Below are 22,134 nucleotides of genomic sequence, written 5' to 3' on the forward strand. Positions count from 1 at the left end.
GGTGAGCGCCGTGGCCCGGTCGGCGGCGTCAGAACACGACCAGCGCCCGACCGCCCCTGCCCGCCAGCATGTTGTCGAAGGCCGCCGGAATCCCGTCCAGACCGATCCGCTCGGTGACCAGCGCGCTCAGGTCGAGCCGCCCCGCCCGGACGTGCTCCGCCAGCACCGGCAGGTCCCGCGCCGGATCGGAGTTCCCGTACACGCAGCCCGAGAGCGTACGGCCCCAGTGGAACAGCTCCAGCGCGTTGAAGGTGATCTGCTGGTCCTTGCCGCCGATGCCGACCACCGTCGTACGCCCGCCGCGTCTGGTCGAGTCCCAGGCCGTGCGGATCGTCTCGGCGCGGCCCGCGCACTCGACGGCCACGTCCGCGCCGTGACCGCCGGTCAGCTTGCGGATCTCCTTCGCCGTGGTGGCGGAGGCGACGACGTACTCCGTCGCTCCGGCCCGGCGCGCGAGGTCCTCCTTCTCCGGCGACACGTCGACCGCGACAATCGGCCCGGCCCCCGCGATCCGCGCGGACTGGAGCGTGGCGAGGCCGACCCCGCCGACGCCGAGGACGACGACCGACTCGCCCTCGCGGACGCGCGCCGAGTGGTGGACGGCCCCGTAGCCGGTAAGGACCGCGCAGCCGAGGAGCGCGGCATCGGTGAGCGGGACACCGTCCGGGACCGGCAGGACGCAGTTGGCCGCGACGACGGTCTCCTCGGCGAACGCGGCCACGTTGAGGCCGGGGTGCAGCTCCGTGCCGTCCTCCGTGACGGCGTACACGCTGCCCGCACCCGTGAGGGCGTCGGCGCAGAGCCAGACCTCGCCGATCGAGCAGTGGTGGCACTGTCCGCACGACGGCGCCCAGTTGAGCACGACGCCGTCGCCGGGCGCGACGTGCGTGACGCCCTCGCCGACGGAGACGACCGTGCCCGCGCCCTCGTGGCCGAGGACGGCGGGCACGGGCACCCGCATCGTCCCGTTGGACAGGGACAGATCGGAGTGACAGACCCCGGCGGCGGCGAGGCGGACCCTCACCCGGCCGGGGCCGGGCTCGGGAAGTTCGATGCCGGTGATCTCCAGCGGGGAACCGACGGCGGGAAGTACGGCGGCGCGGACCACGGTTGCGGGCTCCTCGGAACGGATCGTGACAGAACGGGGCGGCTGGAATCGGGCCGGTTCGGAACGGCTCAGAACTGCAGGGACTTGGTCTGGAGGTACTCGGCGAGGCCGTGCGGCCCGAGCTCCCGCCCGACACCCGACTGCTTGTAACCCCCGAACGGAGCCAGCGGGTTGAAGCGGCCGCCGTTGATGTCGACCTGGCCGGTCTCCATACGCCGCGCGAATGCGACGGCCTCCTCCCGCTCTCCCCACACCGCGCCCGCGAGGCCGTACACCGTGCCGTTGGCGATCCGCAGGGCGTCGTCCTCGTCCTCGTACCGCAGGATCGAGACGACCGGGCCGAAGATCTCCTCCTGCGCGATCGTCATCTCGGGCGTGACGTCGGCGAAGACGGTCGGCGCGACGTAGTAGCCGGTCTCGCGCGGCGCCTCGGGGCCGCCTGCCACGACCCGCGCACCCTCCGCGATGCCCTGCTCGATGTAGCCGCGGACCCGCCGCTGCTGCTGGGCGTTGACGAGCGGGCCGAGCCGCTCGCCGGGCGTGTACTTGGCGACGGCCTCGGCGGCGAGTGCCACGGCCTCGTCGTAGTGGTCCCTGTGCACGAGCATCCGGGTCCAGGCGCTGCACGTCTGGCCGGAGTTGGACATGACGTTGGCGATACCGACGTTGACCGCGCGGGCGAGATCGGCGCCCGGCAGGATCACATTGGCGGACTTGCCGCCGAGCTCGAGGGCCACGCGCTTGACGGCGGCGCCCGCGGTCGCGCCGATCTGCCGGCCGACGGCGGTGGAGCCGGTGAAGGAGACGAGGTCGACGCCGGGGTGCTCGGCGAGTGCCTGTCCCGCGACCGGTCCGAGGCCGGTGACCAGGTTGAACACCCCCGCGGGCAGCCCGGCCTCGTGCACGGCACCGGCGAAGAGCTGCGCGGTCAGCGGGGTGTCCTCGGCGGGCTTGAGGACGACCGTGCAGCCGGCGGCGAGTGCGGGGGCGACCTTGGCGACGATCTGGTGGAGCGGGTAGTTCCAGGGCGTGATCGCGCCGACGACGCCGACCGGCTCCAGCAGCACGGTGGAGTTGCCGATCGTCTCCTCGAAGGAGTACGCGGCGGCCAGCTCGGCGTACGAGCCCGCGACGAGGAGGGGCAGGCCCGCGTGGACGGCCTCGGCGAGCTTCCGCGGCGCACCGAGCTCGGCGGTGACGGTCTCGGCGATCTCGTCCTTGCGGGCGGCGAGGACGTCCCGGAGAGCGACGAGCTTCGCGGCGCGCTCGGCGGGCGGGGTGGCGGCCCAGCCGGGGAAGGCGGCGCGCGCGGCGCGTACCGCGGCGTCCACGTCCTGCGGGGTGCCGGCCGGGACGTGGGCGATGACCTGCTCGTCCGCGGGGTTCACCACCGCGATGGTGTCGGCGCCGGCGGCGGGCTGCCAGGTGCCGCCGATGTACATGCCGTCGTGGGCCTTCATCCGCTGTCTCCTTCGGGCGTGACTCGGTGCTCGTCCGTCGTCCACGTCCAAACTAGCGGTGTTAGTTTCCTGCGCGCCAGGGCGGGCCGGGTGCAGAGGCCCTGGATTTTCCCCCACCCGCGCCTCCCGGCTGCCCCGACTTGCGGCTCCGCCCCGTGGCGGGAGGCCTTCGCCCCCGGACCCCGCTCCGGGCTCCGCCCTCGGGTGCACATCGGCGCCGGGGCCCTTTCCGGCCCGCCCGGCGCTTCAGGACGGCCACCCGGGCCCACTCGCCGGTACCGGAACCATTTCCAGCGGTACCGGGCACGTCCCGGGGGGTCCGGGAGCGTGCCCCCACGCGGCGGAGCCGCGAGTCGACACGACCGGGAAGGCGGGGTGGGGAGAAGCCCCCGGTCAGGCAGGCGCCTGGCCGAGGGCCGTCGTCGGCGGCTGGGCCGGGCGGACCGTGGGGGGAGAGATGGACGTGACACGCGCCGCCGGGGTGCTCACGATCGCGTGGGGCGCGGCCGCGGTGGGCGGGTTCACCGGCTGGGCCTGCCCCCGTTCGTCGGGGGTCTTCGCCACCGACGACCACGTGCGCAGCCGATGGCTGGCCGCCTCGTCGAGACTCACGGGCGCCCCGCGCTGCTCGGCCAGCCGACTCGCCTCGCGGCCGAGCGCGGCCACATCGTCCCAGCGCAGCCGCAGCACCACCGACAGTTCGGCGCCTCCGTCCGGGAGGCCTTTCATGATCGGACCGTCACCTTCGCTCATTGCCGCTCCTGTCGTTGACGCAGGGACGCTTCTCCGGACGGCCAGTAGTACGTACCGTGCGCGTCCCGTGTTCAACGCCCCGTTCAGAGCCGCCCGCCCGCAGCCCCAGTCCCGCCGCGACCAGCAGCAGGGCCCCCAGCATCACGAACGGCGCCGCCGTTCCCGCGATCCCGGCGACGAGACCCGCCGACGCCGGTGCGGCGACCTGGCCGAGACGGTTGCCGGTGAGGCGCAGGGCGAGCGCGGTGGAGCGGCCCTCGGCGGGGGCGGCCCTGACGACCGTCGTCATCGACAGCGGCTGGCCCACGCCGAGGCAGAAACCGAGCACCGCGAGCATCACGGCGAGGGCCCACACCGGGACGGGCAGCGCCACGCCCGCGCACAGCAGTCCGGCGAGCAGACAGGTGACCGTGAGCAGAGCGGTGCGGCCGAGGACCCGGATCATCGGGGTCATGACCAGCCGGCAGGCGATCGTCGCCGCGGCGCGCAGGCTCAGCAGCAGCCCGATGACGGACGGGGCGATTCCCCGGTGCTGGCCGATCACCGGGAGGTATGCGGTGAGGATGTCCGTCGCCGACAGCACCGCGAGGCTGACGAAGATCCCGGCGGGCACGCCGCGCGTGCGCAGGATGCGGTGGACGGGCACCTTCGTCCTCGCCCTGGCCGCCGCCCGTGGCACCTGGTGCTCGATGCGCCAGAGGGACGTGAGGGAGACGGCGGCGACGGCCGCCGAGACGAGGAGGGCGAGTGCGCTCGTACGGGCCATGTCGCCGCCGATCACCGCGCCCGCCGCGACCGGTCCGACGAGCTGGCCGAGCGAGGCCCCGATGGTGAAGTGTCCGAAGTTGCGGTCCTGTTCGGCAGGGGCCGACTGACGGGCGACGATCGACTGCGCACCGATCACGAAGCACAGGTGGCCGAGGCCCATGACCCCGCTCCAGACCGCCATGGCGAGCAGGGAGTCCGCGAGCCCGCTCAGCGCGCAGCCGCCGGAGATCAGGACGACGCCGACGGGCAGGAGCGGGGCGCACCTGCCGTGGTCGGTGCGGCGCCCGAGCGGTACGGCGGCGAAGAGCGGAAGCAGCGCGTACACACCCGCGATGACCCCGATGGCCCCCTCGTCGGCGCCCAGGGCCAGGGCGCGGTACGAGACGGCCGGACGCGCCATCGACACCGCCCCCTGCGCGAAGCTGAAGGCGATGACGAGGCGCAGCAGCCAACTCCGGGTCATCTCTGGTGATTCCGGCTCAGATGATTCCGAAGAGTATTCCGGCGCCCAGCACCACCAGCGAAGTGAGCGCGGCCCACTTGACGGTGAACTTGGTGTGGTCGCCGAACTCGACCTTGGCCATGCCGACGAGGACGTACACGGCGGGGACGAGCGGGCTCGACATGTGCAGGGCCTGTCCGACGAGCGAGGCGCGGGCGATCTCGAGCGGGGAAACACCGTGGGCGGCGCCGGCTTCGGCGAGGACGGGCAGGACGCCGAAGTAGAAGCCGTCGTTCGACATGAAGTACGTGAGCGGGAGGCTCAGCAGGCCGGTGACGAGCGCCATGTGCGGGCCCATGCCCTCGGGGATGGCGCCGACGAGCCAGTCGGCCATGTGCTTGACCATGCCGGTGCCGGTGAGGACACCGGTGAAGACGGCGGCCGCGAAGACCATGCCGGAGACGTTGAGCACGTTGTCCGCGTGGGCGGCAAGACGGGCCTTCTGGTCGGGCATCCTGGGGAAGTTCACGGTGAGGGCGAGGGCGGCGCCGATCAGGAACAGCACGGGGATCGGCAGCAGCTCCATGATCATCGAGGTGAGCAGGGCGAGGGTGAGGCCCGCGTTGAACCAGTAGAGCCTGGGGCGCAGGGTCTCGCGCTTCGGGTCCAGGCCCTGGAAGCCGTCCTCGTCGGCCGTGCCGCCCGTGCCGCCGGGACCGGTGGCGGGACCGGTGGCGGGGCCGGTGCCGGTGCCGCCGGTGGGCACCGCGGCGTGCTCCGCACCGCCGCCCGCCTTCACGAGCACCGTCTCGGTCCGCGGCTCCAGCACCTCGTCCAGCAACAGATGGCCGACGCGCCGCCGCTCCCGCAGGCCGAGGGCGTATGCGAGGACGAAGACGAAGAGCAGACCGACGCCGAGCGCGGGGATCATCGGCACGAAGATGTCTCCGGCGTCCAGCTTGAGCGCGGTCGCGGCGCGGGCCGTCGGGCCGCCCCACGGCAGGGTGTTCATGACGCCGTTCGCCGTTGCCGCGACACCGGTCATCACGACCAGGCTCATCTTGAGGCGCTTGTAGAGCGGGTACATCGCGGAGACGGTGATCATGAAGGTGGTGGAGCCGTCGCCGTCCAGCGAGACGATCGCGGCGAGCAGGGCGGTTCCGACCACGACGCGCATCGGGTCGGCCTTGCAGAAGCGCAGGATGCCCCGGACGATCGGGTCGAAGAGGCCGACGTCGATCATCACCCCGAAGTAGACGATGGCGAACATCAGCATCGCCGCCGTCGGCGCGAGATTGCCGACCCCTTCGAGGACGTAGTCCCCGAGCTTCGCCCCCTGTCCGACGAAGACGCAGAAGAGTGCGGGGATGAGGACCAGAGCCGCGATCGGCGACATCTTCTTCATCATGATCAGGACCAGGAAGGTCGCGATCATGGCGAAGCCGAGCATTGTCAGCATGGGGGACACCTAACGTTCATCCTTGAACTCCCACCGGAGCCGGCGGTCCGGATGACGTTAGGTGTCGTTCATCCGCGTTAACAAGATGTTGACCTGTGAGCAATACGAGCAAAAGCCCAGGTCATCGCGTTGCCGATACCTCCACGGGGAAGCCGTTGAGCACCGCGGTGCCGGACAGTGGATCGAGGCGTGAGCCGTCGAGCAGCTGGTTCACATTGACTCCGGGACTGGCCGCCGCCACCGACATCCGTGTGCCCGGGCGGTCGTGGCCCCAGCCGTGCGGGAGGCTCACCACCCCGGTCCGGACGGCGTCGGTGATCTCGACCGGGACCTCCAGGGCGCCGCCGTCCGCCGCGATCCTGGCCCGGTCTCCGTCGTCGAGGCCCAGCCGGGCGGCGTCGGCGGGGTGGATCTGGAGCGTGCAGCGGTTGGAACCGCCGTTGAGCGTGGCGACGTTGTGCATCCAGCTGTTGTTGGAGCGCAGATGGCGGCGGCCGACGAGGACGAGCCGTTCGTCCCGTTCCCCGAGGGCACGCCGCAGCCGCGGCAGGTCGGCTTCGATGTCCGCCGGGAGGAGTTCCACGCGCCCGCTGCGGGTCTTCAGGATCTGGGGGATCCGGGGCTGGAGCGGGCCGAGGTCGATGCCGTGCGGGTGGGCGAGCAGATCGTCGAGGGTGATGTCGTACGGGCCGAGGCGCAGCATCATGTCGAGGCGCCGCTCGGGTCCCGTGCCACCGCTCAGTTCGGCCGCCACTTCCTTGGCGTCGCGGCCGTGCACGGGCGAGTGCGGATCGGCGACGGCCTTGGCGAGCGCACCCTCGATGACCATGTCGTCGACCGCGGAAGGAACTGCGCCGTGCATTCCGCTCACGGCGAGTATCAGCCGGGCGTGGATCTCGCACTCGTCCATGAGCCCGGCGTCGAGCGGTACGGCGGCAGGCGTGTAGCGGGCCTGGTTGCGCACGGCGAGGGCGTTGAACGCGAAGTCGAAGTGGGCGCTGCGGGAGGGCGGCGGAGGAGGCAGGACGACGTCGGCGTGGCGCGAGGTCTCGTTGAGGTAGGGGTCGACGCTGACCATGAAGTCCAGGCCGCCACCCAGCGCCCGGTCGAGGCGGTCGCCGTCGGGGGCGGACAGCACCGGGTTCGCGGCCACGGCGATCACGGCCCGGATCCGCCCGTCGCCGGGCGTCTCGATCTCCTCGGCGAGCGCGGCGATGGGCAGTTCGCCCTTGGCCTCGGGGTGGCCGCTGACCCTGCTCGTCCAGCGGCCGAGGGCGAAGCCCTTGCCGGGGTGGGGTTCCCCATGCCGAAGGCCAGGGGACGGGCGGGGGGCTCGGTCGGTGGCCGCGAGCGGGAAGAGAGCGCCGCCGGGCCGGTCGAGATTGCCGGTGAGGATGTTGAGGACGTCGACGAGCCAGCTGGCGAGGGTGCCGTGCTCGACGGTGCAGCTGCCGATGCGCCCGTACACCGCGGCCGTCGGGGCGGCGGCGAGCTCGCGGGCGATCGTACGGATGTCGTCGGCGTCCATGTCGCAGGCCGCGGCGACGGCTTCGGGGGTGAAGTCCCTTACCGCCTCGCGCACTTCGGCCACGTCCTGCACGTGCGGGGCGAGGTTCCCGAGGTCCGTGAGCCCTTCCTCGAAGAGGACGTGGGCGAGGGCGGCGAGCAGCAGCGCGTCGGTGCCCGGGCGGATGGCGACATGGCGGTCGGCGAGCTTGGCGGTGCGGGTGCGGCGCGGGTCGACGACGGTGAGGCTGCCGCCGCGACGGCGCAGCGCCTTGAGCTTGCCGGGGAAGTCGGGGGCGGTGCAGAGGCTGCCGTTGGACTCCAGCGGGTTCGCGCCGAGGAGCAGCAGATGGTCGGTGCGGTCCAGGTCGGGGACGGGGATGGCGAGCGCGCTGCCGTAGAGCAGTCCACTGGAGACGTGCTTGGGCATCTGGTCGAGGGTGGAGGCGGTGAAGATGTTGCGGGTGCGCAGCACGGAGAGCAGGACGGGCGGGTAGAGCCCGCCGGCCATGGTGTGGACGTTCGGATTGCCGAGGACGACTCCCACGGCGTTCGGTCCGTGTTCCTCGATCAGCGGGCGTATACGGGCGGCGATGGTGTCGAAGGCCTCGTCCCAGGTCGCCTCGCGCAGCTCGCCGCTCTCGTCGCGGACGAGGGGGCTGCGGAGGCGGTCGGGGTCGGCGTCCAGCTCACCGAACGATGCGCCCTTGGGGCAGATGAAGCCCTGGCTGAAGACGTCGTCCTGGTCGCCGCGTGCCCCTGTGACGCGACTGCCCCGGATGGTGAGGGTCAGCCCGCAGGTGGCCTCGCAGAGGGGGCAGATGCGCAGGGCGGTACGGGTGGCGTCGGTTCCTGACATGGGGCCCTCCCGGGGCGGCGGCAGCGATGACGCGGGGGCGCTCCCGAGCATACCGACCGGTACGCATGAGGGGGAGGCGATGAGGGAAGGGCTTTCCGGTGCCGCGTCCGGTGGCAGCCGTCCGGTTCAGTCCAGCACGCGGGCGAGGTACGCGTACAGCAGCTCCCGGGTCTCGGTGATGATCTCCGCGTCACCCGACGGGTCCACGCGGAAGGCGAGTTGGAGGAGAGCGTCCGCGGCCTCGACCGCGATCAGGGTGGTGCGCCGCAGGGCCGCGTCGGCGCTGCGGCCCAGATGGCCGGCGAGCAGTTCGGCGAGACGGTCGGCGACCTCGTGGTTGGCCCCGGCCGCGGGCGCGGCGACGGGGATGCGGTACCCGAAGTCGACCAGGGCGAAGCCGGGCACGGTCCGTTTCATCGCCAGGTACTCGTCGAGCACGGCGTCGACGACCCCGCGCCGGTCCGCGGCCGTCAGTTCGCCGATCCGTGCCGTGACCCGTTCGGCGTACGTGTCCAGATTGCGATGTGCGAGCGCCTCGGCCATGGCCCGCTTGTTGCCGAAGAAGCGGTACACCGAGCCGATGGGGACGCCCGCGCGGACCGCGACCGCGCGCGTGGACAGGTCCTCGTAGCCGGTCTCGTCCAGGAGTTCGGCGCAGGCGTTCAGGATCCGGGTCAGCCGCTCGGCGCTGCGCTGCTGCACGGGCGTACGGCGGAGGGAGTGGGCTGAGGCCATCGCTCCATCATGCCGTCGCCGGCGCGACGGGGGGATGCCGTTGGCATGGGCGGGGGACGCCGTTGACGAGGACCGCCACGCAATCCTACTGTCGACCATAGGATTCCTTGGACGGGTACCGGACGCATCGGGAGTGCGGATGAGCGGCATCGAGCAGGCGAGGAAAACGGCCGAGGGGCTTGAGTACGTGTCGGGCTTCGGCAACGAGCACAGTTCGGAGGCCCTGCCCGGCGCACTGCCGCACGGGCGGAACTCGCCGCAGCGGGCGCCCCTCGGGCTCTATGCGGAGCAGCTCAGCGGCTCCGCCTTCACCGAGCCGCGCGCCCACAACCGGCGCTCGTGGCTGTACCGGATCCGTCCGTCGGCCGCGCATCCCCCGTTCGTACGCGCCGACAACGGCGCCCTCCGCTCCGCGCCTTTCACCGAGACCGTGCCCGACCCGAACCGGCTGCGCTGGAACCCGCTGCCGGAGCCCGCGCCCGGGACGGACTGGTCGGCCGGTCTGTGGACGCTCGGCGGCAACGGCGACGCCACGCAGCGCACGGGCATGGCCGTGCACCTGTACCACGCCAACGCCTCCATGGAGCGGAGGGTGTTCAGCGACGCGGACGGTGAGCTGCTGATCGTCCCCGAGCAGGGCGGGCTGCTGCTCCGCACCGAGCTGGGACTGCTCGCCGCCCGGCCCGGCGAGGTGGCGCTCATCCCGCGCGGCGTGCGGTTCCGCGTGGAGCTCCTCGACGAGACGGCCCGCGGCTATGTGTGCGAGAACTACGGACAGCCGTTCCAGCTCCCGGATCTGGGCCCGATCGGTGCGAACGGCCTCGCGAACGCACGGGACTTCCGGGCACCCGTCGCCGCGTACGAGGACGTCGAGGGCGAGGTGGAGGTGGTCAACAAGTTCTGCGGGAACCTGTGGACCGCGACGTACAGCCACTCTCCGCTCGACGTCGTGGCTTGGCACGGTAACCATGTGCCATACGTCTATGACCTGCAGCGGTTCAATGTGCTCGGGACCATCTCGTACGACCACCCGGACCCGTCCATCTTCACGGTGCTCACCTCGCCGAGCGACACCCCCGGGCTCGCGGGTGTGGACTTCGTGGTCTTCGCACCGCGCTGGCTGGTCGGCGAGAACACCTTCCGGCCGCCGTACTTCCACCGCAATGTCATGAGCGAGTACATGGGCCTCATCGAGGGCGCGTACGACGCCAAGGCGGAGGGCTTCGTCCCGGGCGGCGGGTCGCTGCACAACATGATGTCCGCACACGGGCCGGACCGGGAGACCTTCGACCGGGCGAGCGCCGCCGAGCTCAAGCCGCAGAAGATCGACGACGGTCTTGCCTTCATGTTCGAGACCCGCTGGCCGGTGACCGCCACGGCCCAGGCCGCGGACGCCGACCATCTGCAGAGGGGGTACGACGACGTGTGGCAGGGTCTTGAGCGCCACTTCCGGTCCTGATACGGAGTTGCCCGTGACCGCCTTCGCCCCCGACTCGCTCGTCCTGAACCGCAAGCTGCCGCTGTGGTACCAGGTCTCGCAGTCCCTCCGGGCCTCGATACTGGGGCGCCGGCCGCACGACCCGCTGCGCCTGCCCACCGAGGAGCAGCTCGCCGAGCACTACGGCGTGAGCGTGCTGACCATGCGGCAGGCGCTGAAGGAGCTCGAGACGGAGGGGCTGATCAGCCGGCACCGGCGGCGCGGCACCTTCATCGAACCGGGGGCGCGGCGCAGTGCGCCGAGGCGGCTGCTGGGCTCGATCGACGCGATCGTGGCCCAGCAGTCGGGCGAGCGGACGACGGTGCTGGGGCACGGCCCCTCCCCCGTACCGGGCGAACTCGCCGAGTACTTCACGGACGTGGACGAGATCGTGACGTACCGCAGGCTGCGCTGCGACGGGGAGAGCGGCGAGCCGACGAACTGGGCGGAGAACGCGGTGCGGACGGACATCGCGGCCGGGCTCAAGGTCGCGGACCTGGAGCGCTGGCCGATGACGAAGGTGCTGCGGGACTCCGTCGGGGTAAGGATCAGCCGGATCACCGACACGGTGGAGGCGCGGCTGGCCGACCCGGAGACGGCGGAACTGCTCCAGGTGCCGCTGTTGTCGCCGATCCTGCACTACACGGGGGTGACGTACGACGACGAGGGGCGGGTGGTGGATGTGGCGCGGATCCGGTACCGGGGTGACCGGTTCTCGTTCTCGGTGACCGTCGAGACGGAGTGATCGGCAATGAGCGACGCCGTGCTGCTCGACGACCTGATGCCCTGGTCCACCGGACCGCTGCGGCTCGGCCGGAGCTGGCCGGTCGCCCCCGATGTGCGGACGCTCAGGGCGCGTTGGGACACTCTCGTACGGGCCGAGGGGGACGAGCGCCGGACCCTGTTCCGCGAGACGCGGGCACGCAGCCTGAACACCGCCGTTGCCGCGCTGCCGGGGCAGTCCACCGGGACGGCGCGGCTCGCGCGTGAGGACGGCCCGTGTCCCGAACCCGTACGGATCGCCCATGGCCCGTTCGACGAGCAGTGGGTCGTCCCCGATCACCGTCTGATCGACGTCGCCCGGCCGGAGTTGTGGCGCGTCGCCGACGAACGGCAGCTGTTCGCCGTGGAGCAGGGGTACGTGCCGGGTGCCGCGGGTCCCGCGCTGCTGGTGTCGGGGGTGCTGCCCGAGGGGCGCTCCCCGGCCGGCCGGCCCGGCCGGATACGGCCCTTGTACCGGAGGCCCGGCGGGGTCGAGCCCAATCTCGCTCCCGGCCTGGTGGAGGCGCTGACACGTCGTTACGGGAGCGGGATCGCGCCGGAGGACGTGCTGGCCTGGGTCGTGGCCACCGGGCAGGCGACGGCCGCGGGGTGCGTCGTGCCGTTCACCTCGGATCCCGGGGTGTGGGCGGGCGGTGTGGACCTGGGGCGGCGGATCGTCGGGATTCAGCTGAGAGGTGCGCGCGGCGGTGAGCGGCCGAGGCTGCCCGGTGGCAGGCGGCCGTACGTGCGGGCCGCGATCCCGCCACGGCCCGGGGAGCTCGCGTACGACGCCGACGAGGAGGCGCTGCTGCTCGGTGAGGGGCGGATCGCGCCCGTACCGGTGGAGGCGTGGGAGTTCCAGGTGGGCGGTGCGCGCGTCCTGGAGCACTGGTTCGAGCGGCGGACGGCCGAGGTCGAGCCAGGCACGCTGGAGGCGATCCGGCCGGGAGCCTGGCCGCAGGAGTGGACCTCGGAGCTGCTGGAGCTCATCACCGTGCTCGCGCTGCTCGGGCAGCTGGAGGAGGCGCGGGCGGAGCTGGGCAAGGAGGTCGCGCGCACGGAGCTGGGTGATCCGGGGCTTGCGCCGGTGCCCGGGCCGGCCCGGCGGCCGGCGTCGGTGCTCGATCATCACGAGGAGGGTCCGGAGGGACAGTTCGCGCTGCTCTAGGGGGTGCGTACCCCCGCCGTCCGCGGGTGCCCCGAGGGTGACAAACGTGGTACGTACACGGTAGTACGGCTCCCATGAGCCAACCGCTGCCCCTGGACGGCGTCACGGTCGTCGCCGTCGAACAGGCCGTCTCGGCGCCCTTCGCCACGCGCCAGCTCGCCGACCTCGGCGCGCGCGTCATCAAGATCGAGCGCCCGGACGGCGGCGACTTCGCCCGCGGCTACGACACCGCCGCCCAGGGGCTGGCCTCGCACTTCGTCTGGTGCAACCGCGGCAAGGAGTCGCTCGCCGTCGATCTCAAGGACCCGCGGGGCGTCGGGCTGGTGCGCCGGCTGATCGCGGACGCGGACGTGTTCGTACAGAACCTGGCGCAAGGGGCCGCGCAGCGGCTCGGGCTGGATGCGGCCACGCTGTGCGCCGCGCATCCGCGGCTGGTCGCCGTGGACATCTCCGGGTACGGGGCGGACGGACCGTACGCCCACAAGCGGGCCTACGACATGCTCGTCCAGTGCGAGGCGGGGCTCGTGTCGGTGACCGGGACCGCCGAGCACCCCGTGAAGGCCGGGATCCCGGCCGCCGACATCGCGGCCGCGATGTACGCCTTCTCGGGTGTGCTCGCGGCTCTGCTGCGACGGGCGACGACCGGACGGGGCGGGGTCGTGGAGATCTCGATGCTGGAGTCGCTCGCGGAGTGGATGGGGCATCCGCTGCACCACGGGATGCACGGAGGCGAGGCACCGGCGCGCACCGGCGTGGCGCACGCCGTCATCTCGCCGTACGACGCCTATCCGACGGCCGACGGCGGACAGGTGCTCCTGTCGGTGCAGAACGACCGCGAGTGGCGGCGGCTCGCGGAGTCGGTGCTGGAGCGCCCGGAGCTCGCGGACGATCCGGCGTTCGCCACGAACCAGGCGCGTACCGCGAACCGGGAGAAGACCGACGCGGTCGTCGCCGAGGCGCTCGCGCGCCTGGACGCGTCGGGGGCCGTCGCCCGGCTGGATGCGGCGGGCATCGCCTGCGCCCGCCTCAACACGATCGCGGACCTGGCCGACCACCCTCAGCTGACGGCCCGCTCCCGCTGGCGGGAGGTCGCATCGCCCACGGGTCCGCTGCGGGCCCTGCTGCCCCCGATCACGCTGCCGGGCGGTCCGGACCCGCGGATGGGCGCGATCCCCGCGCTGGGCGAGCACACCGACGCGCTGATGCGGGAGGCGGGCCTGACGCCGGAGGAGATCACGGAGCTGCGCGGGGACGGAGTGGTGGCGTGAGCGACCCCTCGGCCGGGCAGGGCGGCTGATCGGCCGCACGGGCGCTCCCGGCCTCCACAGCCGTACGGGCGCCTTCGGTATCCACGGCATCCACGGATCCTCGACAGGATGCCCTTTGTAGCCTGTTTTGTTCGTGCCCTTCGACACAGTCGGACGTTCACCCGTACGGCTGACACGAGGCCTGGAGCGTCACCCGCTCCGGGCCTTTGACCTGTGACGATGCCGGGCGGGGGCCCACGAGAGCGACGAAACCCCTACAGCCCCCGAGACCAGGCACAACAGGCGAGTCGAGTGAACGCTGGATAAACTCCCCGTTTGCCGTGCGCGCAACAAGAATGCGGAGCGCGATCGCCCTACAGACGGAGAGTGAGACGCGTATGAACGAGACCACGTGCATAGGGCCGGCCGGCGACCGGTGCGCTGGATGACCGTCGCCCCGGACACCCCGGTCCTCCTCGACCCGCTCCTCGACGACACGCCCGCACCTGCACCGGCGCTCTTCGCCGCCGGGGGCGCACCGGCCGAGCGTACGCTCCTCGACATCCTCGACGAGACCGCGCGCCGGCACCCTGACGCGCAGGCCGTGGACGACGGCGTGGCGCCCCTCACGTACCGGGCCCTCCTCGACGAGGTCGAGACGCTGCGGCTGCGGCTCGCCGGGGCCGGGATCGGCACCGGCGACCGGGTCGGGGTACGGGTGCCGTCCGGGACCGCCGATCTGTACGTCTCCGTCCTCGCCGTGCTCGCGGCCGGCGCGGCGTACGTCCCCGTCGACGCCGAGGACCCCGACGAGCGCGCGGAGCTCGTCTTCGAGGAGGCCGCGGTCAGCGCCGTGATCGGCACGGGCCGCCGGATCCTCCCGATCGGCACGGCGTCCGGCGTCACCGGGCACCGCCCCGGCCCGGACGACGACGCCTGGATCATCTTCACGTCCGGCTCCACCGGTAGGCCCAAGGGCGTCGCCGTCACCCACCGCAGCGCGGCCGCCTTCGTCGACGCCGAGGCGCGGCTCTTCCTGGCGGACGCCCCGCTCGGCCCGGGCGACCGTGTGCTCGCCGGGCTCTCCGTCGCCTTCGACGCCTCCTGCGAGGAGATGTGGCTGGCCTGGCGGCACGGCGCATGCCTGGTGCCCGCCCCCCGCTCCCTCGTACGCACCGGCCTCGACCTCGGCCCCTGGCTCGTCGAGCAGCGCATCACCGTCGTCTCGACGGTCCCCACACTCGCCGCGCTCTGGCCGGCCGACGCGCTCGACGACGTACGCCTGCTGATCTTCGGGGGCGAGGCATGCCCGCCCGAGTTGGCCGAGCGCATGGCCGTCCCGGGCCGCGAGGTCTGGAACACCTACGGCCCCACCGAGGCCACCGTCGTCGCCTGCGCGGCCCCGCTGACCGGCTCGGGGCCGGTACGCATCGGCCTGCCCCTGGACGGCTGGGAGCTCGCGGTCGTGGACGCCGGCGGCGAGCTCGTCGCCATGGGCGGGACCGGCGAGCTCGTCATCGGCGGCGTCGGCCTCGCCCGCTACCTGGACGCGGCCAAGGACGCCGAGAAGTACGGCCCGCTGCCCGCCCTGGGCTGGGACCGCGCCTACCGCAGCGGCGACCTCGTCCGGGCCGAGCCGGAGGGCCTGCTCTTCGTCGGCCGTGCCGACGAACAGATCAAGCTCGGCGGCCGCCGCATCGAACTCGGCGAGATCGACGCCGCCCTCCAGGCCCTCCCTGGCGTCGCCGGCGCCGCCGCAGCGGTCCGCACGACCGCGGCGGGCCACCAGCTCCTGGTCGGCTACGTGGTCCCCAGCCGCGGCACGGCCGACGCGGACACCGACGGGCTCGGTGCGACCTCCACCGCCGGCGCCCTCCACGACGCCTCCGCGGTCGGCGCGGTCCCCGACGCCGAGGACGCGTCCGTCCCGGATGTCGACGGCGTGGGTGAGTTCGACGTCGTCGATGCGGTGGCGCGGCTGCGCAAGGAGCTTCCCGCCGCCCTGGTGCCGCTCATCGCCGTCGTGGACGATCTGCCGACCCGGACCTCCGGGAAGGTGGACCGGGATGCGCTGCCGTGGCCGCTGCCGAGTGCTGCCCCGGAGGTCGCCGACGGAGCGGGCCCGTTCAGCGAGGCCGAGGCGTGGCTCGCCGAGCAGTGGGGTGAGCTGCTCGGTGTGCCCGTCGCCGGGGTCGATGCCGACTTCTTCGCGAGCGGTGGTGGCAGTCTCGCCGCCGCGCAGCTCGTGTCGCGTATCCGGGAGCGGTACGGCACCGGGTCCGTCGGTGACGTCTACCAGAACCCGACGCTCGGAGCGCTCGCACGGACGTTGGAGGAGGCCTCCGGCAGGGACGCGAAGGTCCGAGCCGTGCGGCCTGTGGCGCGGTGGGCCGGGACCGTGCAGGTGCTGCTCATGCTGCCGCTGCTCGGCGTCGCCGGGCTGCGCTGGGGCGTGGTCGCCGCCGCCGTCAACAACGTCCTCGGGCTGCCGTGGGCGCCCACCGTGTCCTGGTGGTGGGTGGCGCTCGGCTGGCTGCTCGTCGGCAGCCCGCCCGGGCGGATCGTGGTCGCGGCGGGCGGAGCGCGGCTGCTGCTGCGCGGCGTGCGCCCCGGCACGTACCGGCGGGGCGGTCGCACCCACCTCCGGCTGTGGACCGCCGAGCGGCTCGCCGAGCTGAGCGGTGCGACCGGCCTGGCCGGCGTGTGGCTCACGTACTACGCGCGGGCGCTCGGCGTCCGCATCGCCGAGGACGTCGATCTGCACGCCCTGCCGCCCGTCACCGGACTGCTGCGGCTCGGCAAGGGCGCCGCCGTCGAACCGGAGGTCGATCTGTCCGGGCACTGGCTGGACGGCGACCGGCTGCGGGTCGGCTCCATCCGGATCGGGGCGGGTGCCACGGTCGGCGCCCGCAGCACACTGTTCCCGGGCGCGCGCATCGGCAAGCGGGCCGAGGTCGCCGCCGGCTCCGGCGTGACCGGAACCGTCCCGGCGGGCGAGCGCTGGGCGGGCGTGCCGGCGTCCCGCAAGGGCAAGGCCAACCGTCGCACCCCCGAACACCGGCCGGTGCGCCGGCGCCGCTGGACGGCCGTCTACTCCCTCACGTCCCTCGGCCTGACGCTGCTGCCCGCCCTCGCGGCGGTCCCCGGACTGCTGGTCATCGGCGTCTTCGTGCGCGGGCGTACCGCCGTCGGCGAGGCGCTGGCGGCCGCGCTGGCCGCCGTCCCGCTCGCGACGGTCGCCGCCATGATCACGTACGCGCTGCTGATCCTCGCCGGGGTACGCGCACTCGGCGTCGGCCTGCGCGAGGGCTACCACCCGGTCCACGGCCGGATCGCCTGGCAGGCGTGGGCCACCGAGCGGCTGATGGACATGGCGCGGGTGCATCTGTTCCCGCTGTACGCCAGCCTGTTCACGCCCGTGTGGCTGCGGGCGCTCGGCATGAAAGTGGGCCGCGGCGTCGAGGCGTCGACGGTCCTGGCTCTGCCGGCGATGACCGCGGTCGGCGACGGCGCGTTCCTCGCCGACGACACGATGGTCGCGAGCTACGAGCTCGGCGGCGGCTGGCTGCACATCGCCGAGGCACGCGTCGGCAAGCGCGCCTTCCTCGGCAACTCCGGGATGACGGCCGCGGGCCGCCGGGTGCCGAAGCGGGGCCTCGTGGGCGTGCTGTCCGCGACTCCGAAGCGGGCGAAGCCGGGCTCGTCCTGGCTCGGCATGCCGCCGATGAAGCTGCCCCGGGCGGCCGAGGAGGGCGACCAGAGCCGCACCTTCGCCCCGCCCACGCGGCTGAGGTGGGCCCGGGCGTGCGTCGAGCTGTTCCGGGTCGTGCCGGTCATGTGCGGCGTGGCGCTCGCCGTGCTCGCGTTCATGGCCTTCGATCTGCTGGCCGGGCGTTTCGGCTTCGCGGTCGCCGTGCTGAGCGGTGGCGTGGTGCTGGCGGTCGCGGGCCTGGTGGCGTGTCTGGTGGCGATCGCCATGAAGTGGCTGCTGGTCGGCCGGTTCCGGACGGTCGAGCATCCGCTGTGGTCGTCGTTCGTGTGGCGCAACGAGCTCGCCGACACGTTCGTGGAGGTGCTCGCCGTGCCGTGGCTGGTCGGCGCGACCGTCGGCACGCCCCTGATGAACCTGTGGCTGCGGGGCCTCGGCGCCCGCATCGGCCGCGGCGCCTGGTGCGAGACGTACTGGCTGCCGGAGGCCGACCTCGTCACCGTCGGCAGCGGCGCCAGCGTGAACCGGGGCTGTGTCGTGCAGACCCACCTCTTCCACGACCGGATCATGCGCATGGACAATGTGGTCCTCGGAGCGGGTGCGACGCTCGGTCCGCACGGCATCGCGCTGCCCGGCGCGGTGATCGGCGACCGCGCGGCGGTCGGTCCGGCTTCGCTGGTGATGCGCGGGGAGAGCGTTCCCGCGGACACTCGCTGGCTGGGCAACCCGATCGCGGCATGGAAGCAGTGACGACGGGCGCGGCCCGCGACGAGGCAGTGAGCACAGGAGCGGCGAGTGCCGGTGCGGCGAGCACCGGCACAACCGCTCAGCAGGAGCGCGACAGCGCAGCACAGGGCATGATCAAAGGACGCACCACCGTGACGGATTCGTACCTGCCGCAATACGGCGACAGCGGCTACCGGACGACCGAGTACGACCTGGAGCTGGACTACCGTCCGCACACCGGCCGGCTCGCCGGCCGGGCCAGGATCAGCGGCGTCGCCGAGCGCGCGCTGCCCGAGGTCGTCCTCGACCTCGGGCAGTTCCGCCTCACCAAGGTTCTGGTCGACGGCGGCCGCCCGGCCCGGTACACGCATCGCGCCGACAAGCTGCGGGTACGTCCGGCACGGCCGCTGCGCGCCGGAGCCGCTTTCACCGTGGAGGTGCGCTACACCGGCGTCCCGCATCCCGTCCACACCCGCTACTGGGGCGACCTGGGCTGGGAGCACCTGGAGGACGGCGCGCTGGTGGCCTCGCAGCCGAGCGGCGCACGGTCCTGGTTCCCGTGCAACGACCGCCCCGACGACAAGGCGCCCTACCGGATCGCGGTGACCGCCCCGTCGCCGTACACGGTGGTCGCGAACGGCATGCTCACCTCCCGTACGATCAGCGCCTCGACCACCACCTGGGTGTACGAGCAGCCGGCGCCGATGGCGAGCTATCTCGCGACCGTCCAGATCGGGCCGTACGACCTGGTCGAGGTGGAGCACGCGGGTGCCGTCCCGCAGCCGGCCGCAGTGCCGCGCGCGCTGATCGGCCTTTTCGAGCGCGACTTCGCCCGGCAGCCGCAGATGATGACCGTGTTCACGGACCTCTTCGGCCCGTACCCCTTCGACGACTACGCGGTGGTGGTCGTCGACGAGGAGCTCGAGGTGCCCGTCGAGGCCCAGGGCCTCTCGATCTTCGGCGCCAACCATGTCGACGGGCGGCGCGGCAGCGAGCGCCTGGTCGCGCACGAGCTGGCCCACCAGTGGTTCGGCAACAGTCTGACCGTCGCCGACTGGCGGCACATCTGGCTCAACGAGGGCTTCGCCAAGTACGCCGAGTGGCTGTGGTCCGAGATGTCGGGCGGCCCGTCGGCGTCGGCCATGGCGGCGAAGTCCCGGGCGCGGCTCGCGCTGATGCGGCAGGACGTCAGGATCGGCGATCCGGGACTGCGGCGGCTGTTCGACGACCGGGTCTACGAGCGGGGTGCGCTCACCCTGCACGCGCTGCGCACGGAGATCGGGCACGCGGCCTTCGTGGGGCTGCTGCGCGAGTGGACGGCGACGCATCGGCACGGCGTGGTGACGACGGAGGAGTTCATCGCCCTCGCCCGCCGGCACTCGGCGCGACCGCTGGACAAGCTGTTCACGATGTGGCTGTACGAGACGAAGCTGCCGGCCCTGCCGCAGCAGCGCCGCTGACACGTGCGTCCGGGGCCGACCGGGTGTCGCGCACGTGGGGCCTGGGTGAGAGGGGGTCGGGCCCCCGCCGGCGGGGATTCACCCGGCAGGGGCTCACAAACGGGCGTGCGGAGAAGACCGGTGTGGAAGGAATGAGGGGCGTGTCGGGGTGGTCGGACCGTGCAGGCCGGGCGAAGCGCAGGGGACGGGTGCGCGTGAACGGTCACGCGAGCCCGGCACCGCCGGCCGGCCACCCCGCCTGGCTACTGGCCGCGGCTGCCGAACAGTGAGCGCCGCAACCTGCGCAGCGGCGCGAAGAGCGAGACGCGCGCGCTCTTGCTCCTGTGGGTGTGCGCCACGTCACGCGTCGTGAGCTCGCGCATCAGCGACGTCGCCTCTGCCGCCTCGCCCTGCGGCACGGCGGGGCCGCCCAGCACCGAGAGATGGCGGTCGAGACGCGAGCTGGTCGCACTGCTCCCGCATGTGATCGCAGGCACTCGCGGCCTGCTGCGCACCGTTATCTGTTCCATGTCACTCCCCACCCGTTCGAGGGCACCCGGCCCGGGCAGGTTAACCCTATCGCCCCGCGACGACACTCGTGTATCCCGGCCGCAGGATTCACCACACTCGTACGGGTGTTGACGAACACTCTACGAATCCATCTGATTCCAGGGCGAGTTGGACAGTCGACGAACAGCGACCAATCCTCCGGCCCTCTGTCTCCGAATGCAGGTCACCAGGCACTTCCGAATACCTCGCTCAGGAACAGGACGGATGCGATGACCACTGTGAACAGGAGCGCACGGGGGCGCAAAAGTCTCGCCGCGCTCGTCTGCGGTGCGCTGGCCGCCGGGGGGCTCGCGGCCGCCGGCGTCACCACCTCCCTCGCGCCGGGGGCGGCGAACGCCTCCAGCCACCGTGAGGCGCCGCTGATCTCGGGCCAGCCGCAGTACGACAACACCGACGTGTACGCCTTCGTGAGCCCGGACAAGCCGGACACGACGACGATCGTCGCCAACTGGCTGCCGTTCGAGGAGCCCGCGGGCGGGCCGAACTTCTACCGCTTCGCCAAGGACGCCCGCTACGACATCCACATCGACTCCGACGGTGACGCGCAGGGCGATCTGCTCTACCGCTGGACGTTCAAGGACCACGTACGGAACGGCGACACGTTCCTGCACAACACCGGCCCGGTGACCAGCCTCGACGACCCGGACCTCAACATCACACAGACGTACGACATCGAACTGCTGCGGCTGCGGAACCAGCATGTGATCTCCACCACGAAGATCGCCGACGATGTGCCGGTCGCCCCCTCCAACGTGGGCAAAGCCTCCATGCCGGACTATGCGAAGCTGCGCGAGCAGGCGATCCGTCAGCTGCCCGACGGCAGCACGGCGTTCGCCGGGCAGGCCGACGACCCGTTCTTCCTCGATCTGCGCGTCTTCGACCTGCTCTACGGAGGCGATCTGTCGGAGGTCGGCCGGGACACGCTCAAGGGCTACAACGTCAACACCATCGCCCTCCAGGTGCCGTCGGACCACATCAGGCAGTCGGTCGGGCAGCCGGTGATCGGTATCTGGTCGACCACGCACCGCAGGAACGCGAGCGGCCACTGGACCCAGGTCTCACGGCTCGGGATGCCGCTCGTGAACGAGGTCGTCGTTCCCCTCAAGGCGAAGGACCGCTTCAACGCGTCGTCGCCGTGGAACGACGCGGACTTCCTGCCGTTCGTCACCAAGCCCGAGCTGCCGAAGCTCATCGAGGCCATCTACAAGATCGACGCTCCGCAGGAGCCGCGGAACGACCTCGTGTCCGTGTTCCTCACCGGTGTGAAGGACCTCAACCAGCCGCCGAACGTCCGGCCCGCCGAGGCGTTGCGCCTGAACACCGCGATCCCGCCCTCCTCCGAGCCCAAGCGCCTCGGTGTGCTGGACGGGGACAACGCGGGCTTCCCGAACGGGCGGCGGCTCACCGACGACGTCATCGACATCTCGCTGCAGGTCGTCGAGGGCGAACTGCTCGGCCAGAAGAACGACTTGGGCGACGCGGTGGACGCCAACGACCAGCCCTTCGGCGACGCCTTCCCGTATGTCGCGCTGCCGACATCGGGCTCGAACGGCCCGCTCGCCCAGGGGCAGGGGCAGGACGGCGGCAACCGGAGCCAGCTGGAAGGCGGCTCGGCCGAACTGACGTCGTCGGCCGGCGACAACGGCACCCTGGTCGCCACCTCGCTGGTGGCCGCGGGCGCAGGGATCGTGCTCGTGGGCCTCGGTCTGGCGTGGTGGCGCATGCGGCGGCGCGGCGGGGCGGTGCTGTGATGCCCGTCGCGGGCTTGCGGAAGTGGCGGCTCGCGGCCGCGGTGGCGGGGCTGGCCCTGGCGCTGACGGCCGCGGGAGCAGTCGTGGGGGGGGCGGGCGGAAGCCCCCCCGCCCCCGCGGGGGGGGCCGCGGTTTGAGGGGGGGGGTGTTTTGTTGGTTTGGGGACCTGGGGTTTTTTGCGCGCGTGTGTACGTG

Annotated in this window: 15 protein-coding genes; 7 read left to right on the forward strand and 8 right to left on the reverse strand. The window is 72.5% G+C overall.

The features are described from left to right. Positions 1-28: 28 nt before the first annotated feature. The 7 genes from ACWCP0_RS29130 to ACWCP0_RS29160 all read right to left on the reverse strand — a co-directional run bounded on the left by ACWCP0_RS29130 (position 29) and on the right by ACWCP0_RS29160 (position 9,090). Positions 29-1,108: a Zn-dependent alcohol dehydrogenase gene (locus tag ACWCP0_RS29130; protein WP_451081745.1), complete on the reverse strand. Its 1,080-nt coding sequence runs from the start codon at positions 1,106-1,108 to the stop codon at positions 29-31. Positions 1,109-1,176: 68 nt separating this feature from the next. After that, positions 1,177-2,568 (reverse strand): aldehyde dehydrogenase family protein, encoded by a 1,392-nt coding sequence (locus tag ACWCP0_RS29135; RefSeq protein WP_451081746.1) that lies wholly within the window; start codon positions 2,566-2,568, stop codon positions 1,177-1,179. A 393-nt stretch (positions 2,569-2,961) separates the two neighbouring features. Continuing rightward, positions 2,962-3,297: a hypothetical protein gene (locus tag ACWCP0_RS29140; RefSeq protein ID WP_451081747.1), complete on the reverse strand. Its 336-nt coding sequence runs from the start codon at positions 3,295-3,297 to the stop codon at positions 2,962-2,964. A gap of 10 nt (positions 3,298-3,307) precedes the next feature. After that, entirely contained in the window at positions 3,308-4,552 is a 1,245-nt protein-coding gene (locus tag ACWCP0_RS29145) for an MFS transporter (protein WP_451081748.1), read from the reverse strand. A gap of 16 nt (positions 4,553-4,568) precedes the next feature. Next, the gene (locus tag ACWCP0_RS29150) at positions 4,569-5,990 is read right to left on the reverse strand and encodes a CitMHS family transporter (protein ID WP_451081749.1); all 1,422 of its coding nucleotides are present in this window, start codon (positions 5,988-5,990) and stop codon (positions 4,569-4,571) included. Between the two features lie 121 nt (positions 5,991-6,111). Continuing rightward, positions 6,112-8,355, reverse strand: coding sequence for a molybdopterin oxidoreductase family protein (locus ACWCP0_RS29155; protein ID WP_451081750.1), 2,244 nt, complete (start codon positions 8,353-8,355; stop codon positions 6,112-6,114). Between the two features lie 126 nt (positions 8,356-8,481). Continuing rightward, positions 8,482-9,090 carry a TetR family transcriptional regulator gene (locus ACWCP0_RS29160; protein ID WP_451081751.1) on the reverse strand — a complete coding sequence of 203 codons (609 nt, stop codon included), beginning with the start codon at positions 9,088-9,090 and terminating at the stop codon, positions 8,482-8,484. Positions 9,091-9,229: 139 nt separating this feature from the next. Here ACWCP0_RS29160 and hmgA point away from each other — a divergent pair, with 139 nt between their 5' ends. The 6 genes from hmgA (at position 9,230) to ACWCP0_RS29190 (ending at position 19,639) form a co-directional block, all read left to right on the forward strand. Further along, positions 9,230-10,549 carry a homogentisate 1,2-dioxygenase gene (hmgA, locus tag ACWCP0_RS29165; protein WP_451081752.1) on the forward strand — a complete coding sequence of 440 codons (1,320 nt, stop codon included), beginning with the start codon at positions 9,230-9,232 and terminating at the stop codon, positions 10,547-10,549. A gap of 13 nt (positions 10,550-10,562) precedes the next feature. Further along, positions 10,563-11,312, forward strand: coding sequence for a GntR family transcriptional regulator (locus ACWCP0_RS29170; RefSeq protein ID WP_351223791.1), 750 nt, complete (start codon positions 10,563-10,565; stop codon positions 11,310-11,312). Between the two features lie 6 nt (positions 11,313-11,318). Beyond that, on the forward strand, positions 11,319-12,497 hold the full coding sequence (locus ACWCP0_RS29175; RefSeq protein WP_451081753.1) for a type ISP restriction/modification enzyme: 1,179 nt from the start codon (positions 11,319-11,321) through the stop codon (positions 12,495-12,497). A 74-nt stretch (positions 12,498-12,571) separates the two neighbouring features. Beyond that, a complete protein-coding gene (locus ACWCP0_RS29180) occupies positions 12,572-13,765 on the forward strand; it encodes a CaiB/BaiF CoA transferase family protein (protein ID WP_451081754.1) in 1,194 nt (397 codons plus the stop codon). 424 nt (positions 13,766-14,189) lie between these two features. Beyond that, positions 14,190-18,203: a Pls/PosA family non-ribosomal peptide synthetase gene (locus ACWCP0_RS29185; protein WP_451081755.1), complete on the forward strand. Its 4,014-nt coding sequence runs from the start codon at positions 14,190-14,192 to the stop codon at positions 18,201-18,203. Between the two features lie 107 nt (positions 18,204-18,310). Then, positions 18,311-19,639 (forward strand): M1 family metallopeptidase, encoded by a 1,329-nt coding sequence (locus tag ACWCP0_RS29190; protein ID WP_451081761.1) that lies wholly within the window; start codon positions 18,311-18,313, stop codon positions 19,637-19,639. Positions 19,640-19,881: 242 nt separating this feature from the next. Here the strand turns inward: ACWCP0_RS29190 and ACWCP0_RS29195 are convergent, their stop codons facing one another. Further along, entirely contained in the window at positions 19,882-20,148 is a 267-nt protein-coding gene (locus ACWCP0_RS29195; RefSeq protein WP_451081756.1) for a hypothetical protein, read from the reverse strand. A gap of 249 nt (positions 20,149-20,397) precedes the next feature. Between ACWCP0_RS29195 and ACWCP0_RS29200 the strand changes: the two genes are divergently transcribed. Beyond that, positions 20,398-21,939 (forward strand): DUF4331 domain-containing protein, encoded by a 1,542-nt coding sequence (locus ACWCP0_RS29200; RefSeq protein ID WP_451081757.1) that lies wholly within the window; start codon positions 20,398-20,400, stop codon positions 21,937-21,939. Positions 21,940-22,134: the final 195 nt, after the last annotated feature.

The organism is Streptomyces sp. NPDC001970 (assembly GCF_053594115.1).

Coding starts and splice junctions, on each gene's coding strand:
- ACWCP0_RS29135 (WP_451081746.1), bottom strand. CDS start 2,568: ATGAAGGCCCACGACGGCATGTACATCGGCGGCACCTGGCAGCCCGCC.
- ACWCP0_RS29140 (WP_451081747.1), bottom strand. CDS start 3,297: ATGAAAGGCCTCCCGGACGGAGGCGCCGAACTGTCGGTGGTGCTGCGG.
- ACWCP0_RS29145 (WP_451081748.1), bottom strand. CDS start 4,552: ATGACCCGGAGTTGGCTGCTGCGCCTCGTCATCGCCTTCAGCTTCGCG.
- ACWCP0_RS29150 (WP_451081749.1), bottom strand. CDS start 5,990: ATGCTGACAATGCTCGGCTTCGCCATGATCGCGACCTTCCTGGTCCTG.
- ACWCP0_RS29155 (WP_451081750.1), bottom strand. CDS start 8,355: ATGTCAGGAACCGACGCCACCCGTACCGCCCTGCGCATCTGCCCCCTC.
- ACWCP0_RS29160 (WP_451081751.1), bottom strand. CDS start 9,090: ATGGCCTCAGCCCACTCCCTCCGCCGTACGCCCGTGCAGCAGCGCAGC.
- hmgA (WP_451081752.1), top strand. CDS start 9,230: ATGAGCGGCATCGAGCAGGCGAGGAAAACGGCCGAGGGGCTTGAGTAC.
- ACWCP0_RS29175 (WP_451081753.1), top strand. CDS start 11,319: ATGAGCGACGCCGTGCTGCTCGACGACCTGATGCCCTGGTCCACCGGA.
- ACWCP0_RS29180 (WP_451081754.1), top strand. CDS start 12,572: ATGAGCCAACCGCTGCCCCTGGACGGCGTCACGGTCGTCGCCGTCGAA.
- ACWCP0_RS29185 (WP_451081755.1), top strand. CDS start 14,190: ATGACCGTCGCCCCGGACACCCCGGTCCTCCTCGACCCGCTCCTCGAC.
- ACWCP0_RS29190 (WP_451081761.1), top strand. CDS start 18,311: ATGATCAAAGGACGCACCACCGTGACGGATTCGTACCTGCCGCAATAC.
- ACWCP0_RS29195 (WP_451081756.1), bottom strand. CDS start 20,148: ATGGAACAGATAACGGTGCGCAGCAGGCCGCGAGTGCCTGCGATCACA.
- ACWCP0_RS29200 (WP_451081757.1), top strand. CDS start 20,398: ATGACCACTGTGAACAGGAGCGCACGGGGGCGCAAAAGTCTCGCCGCG.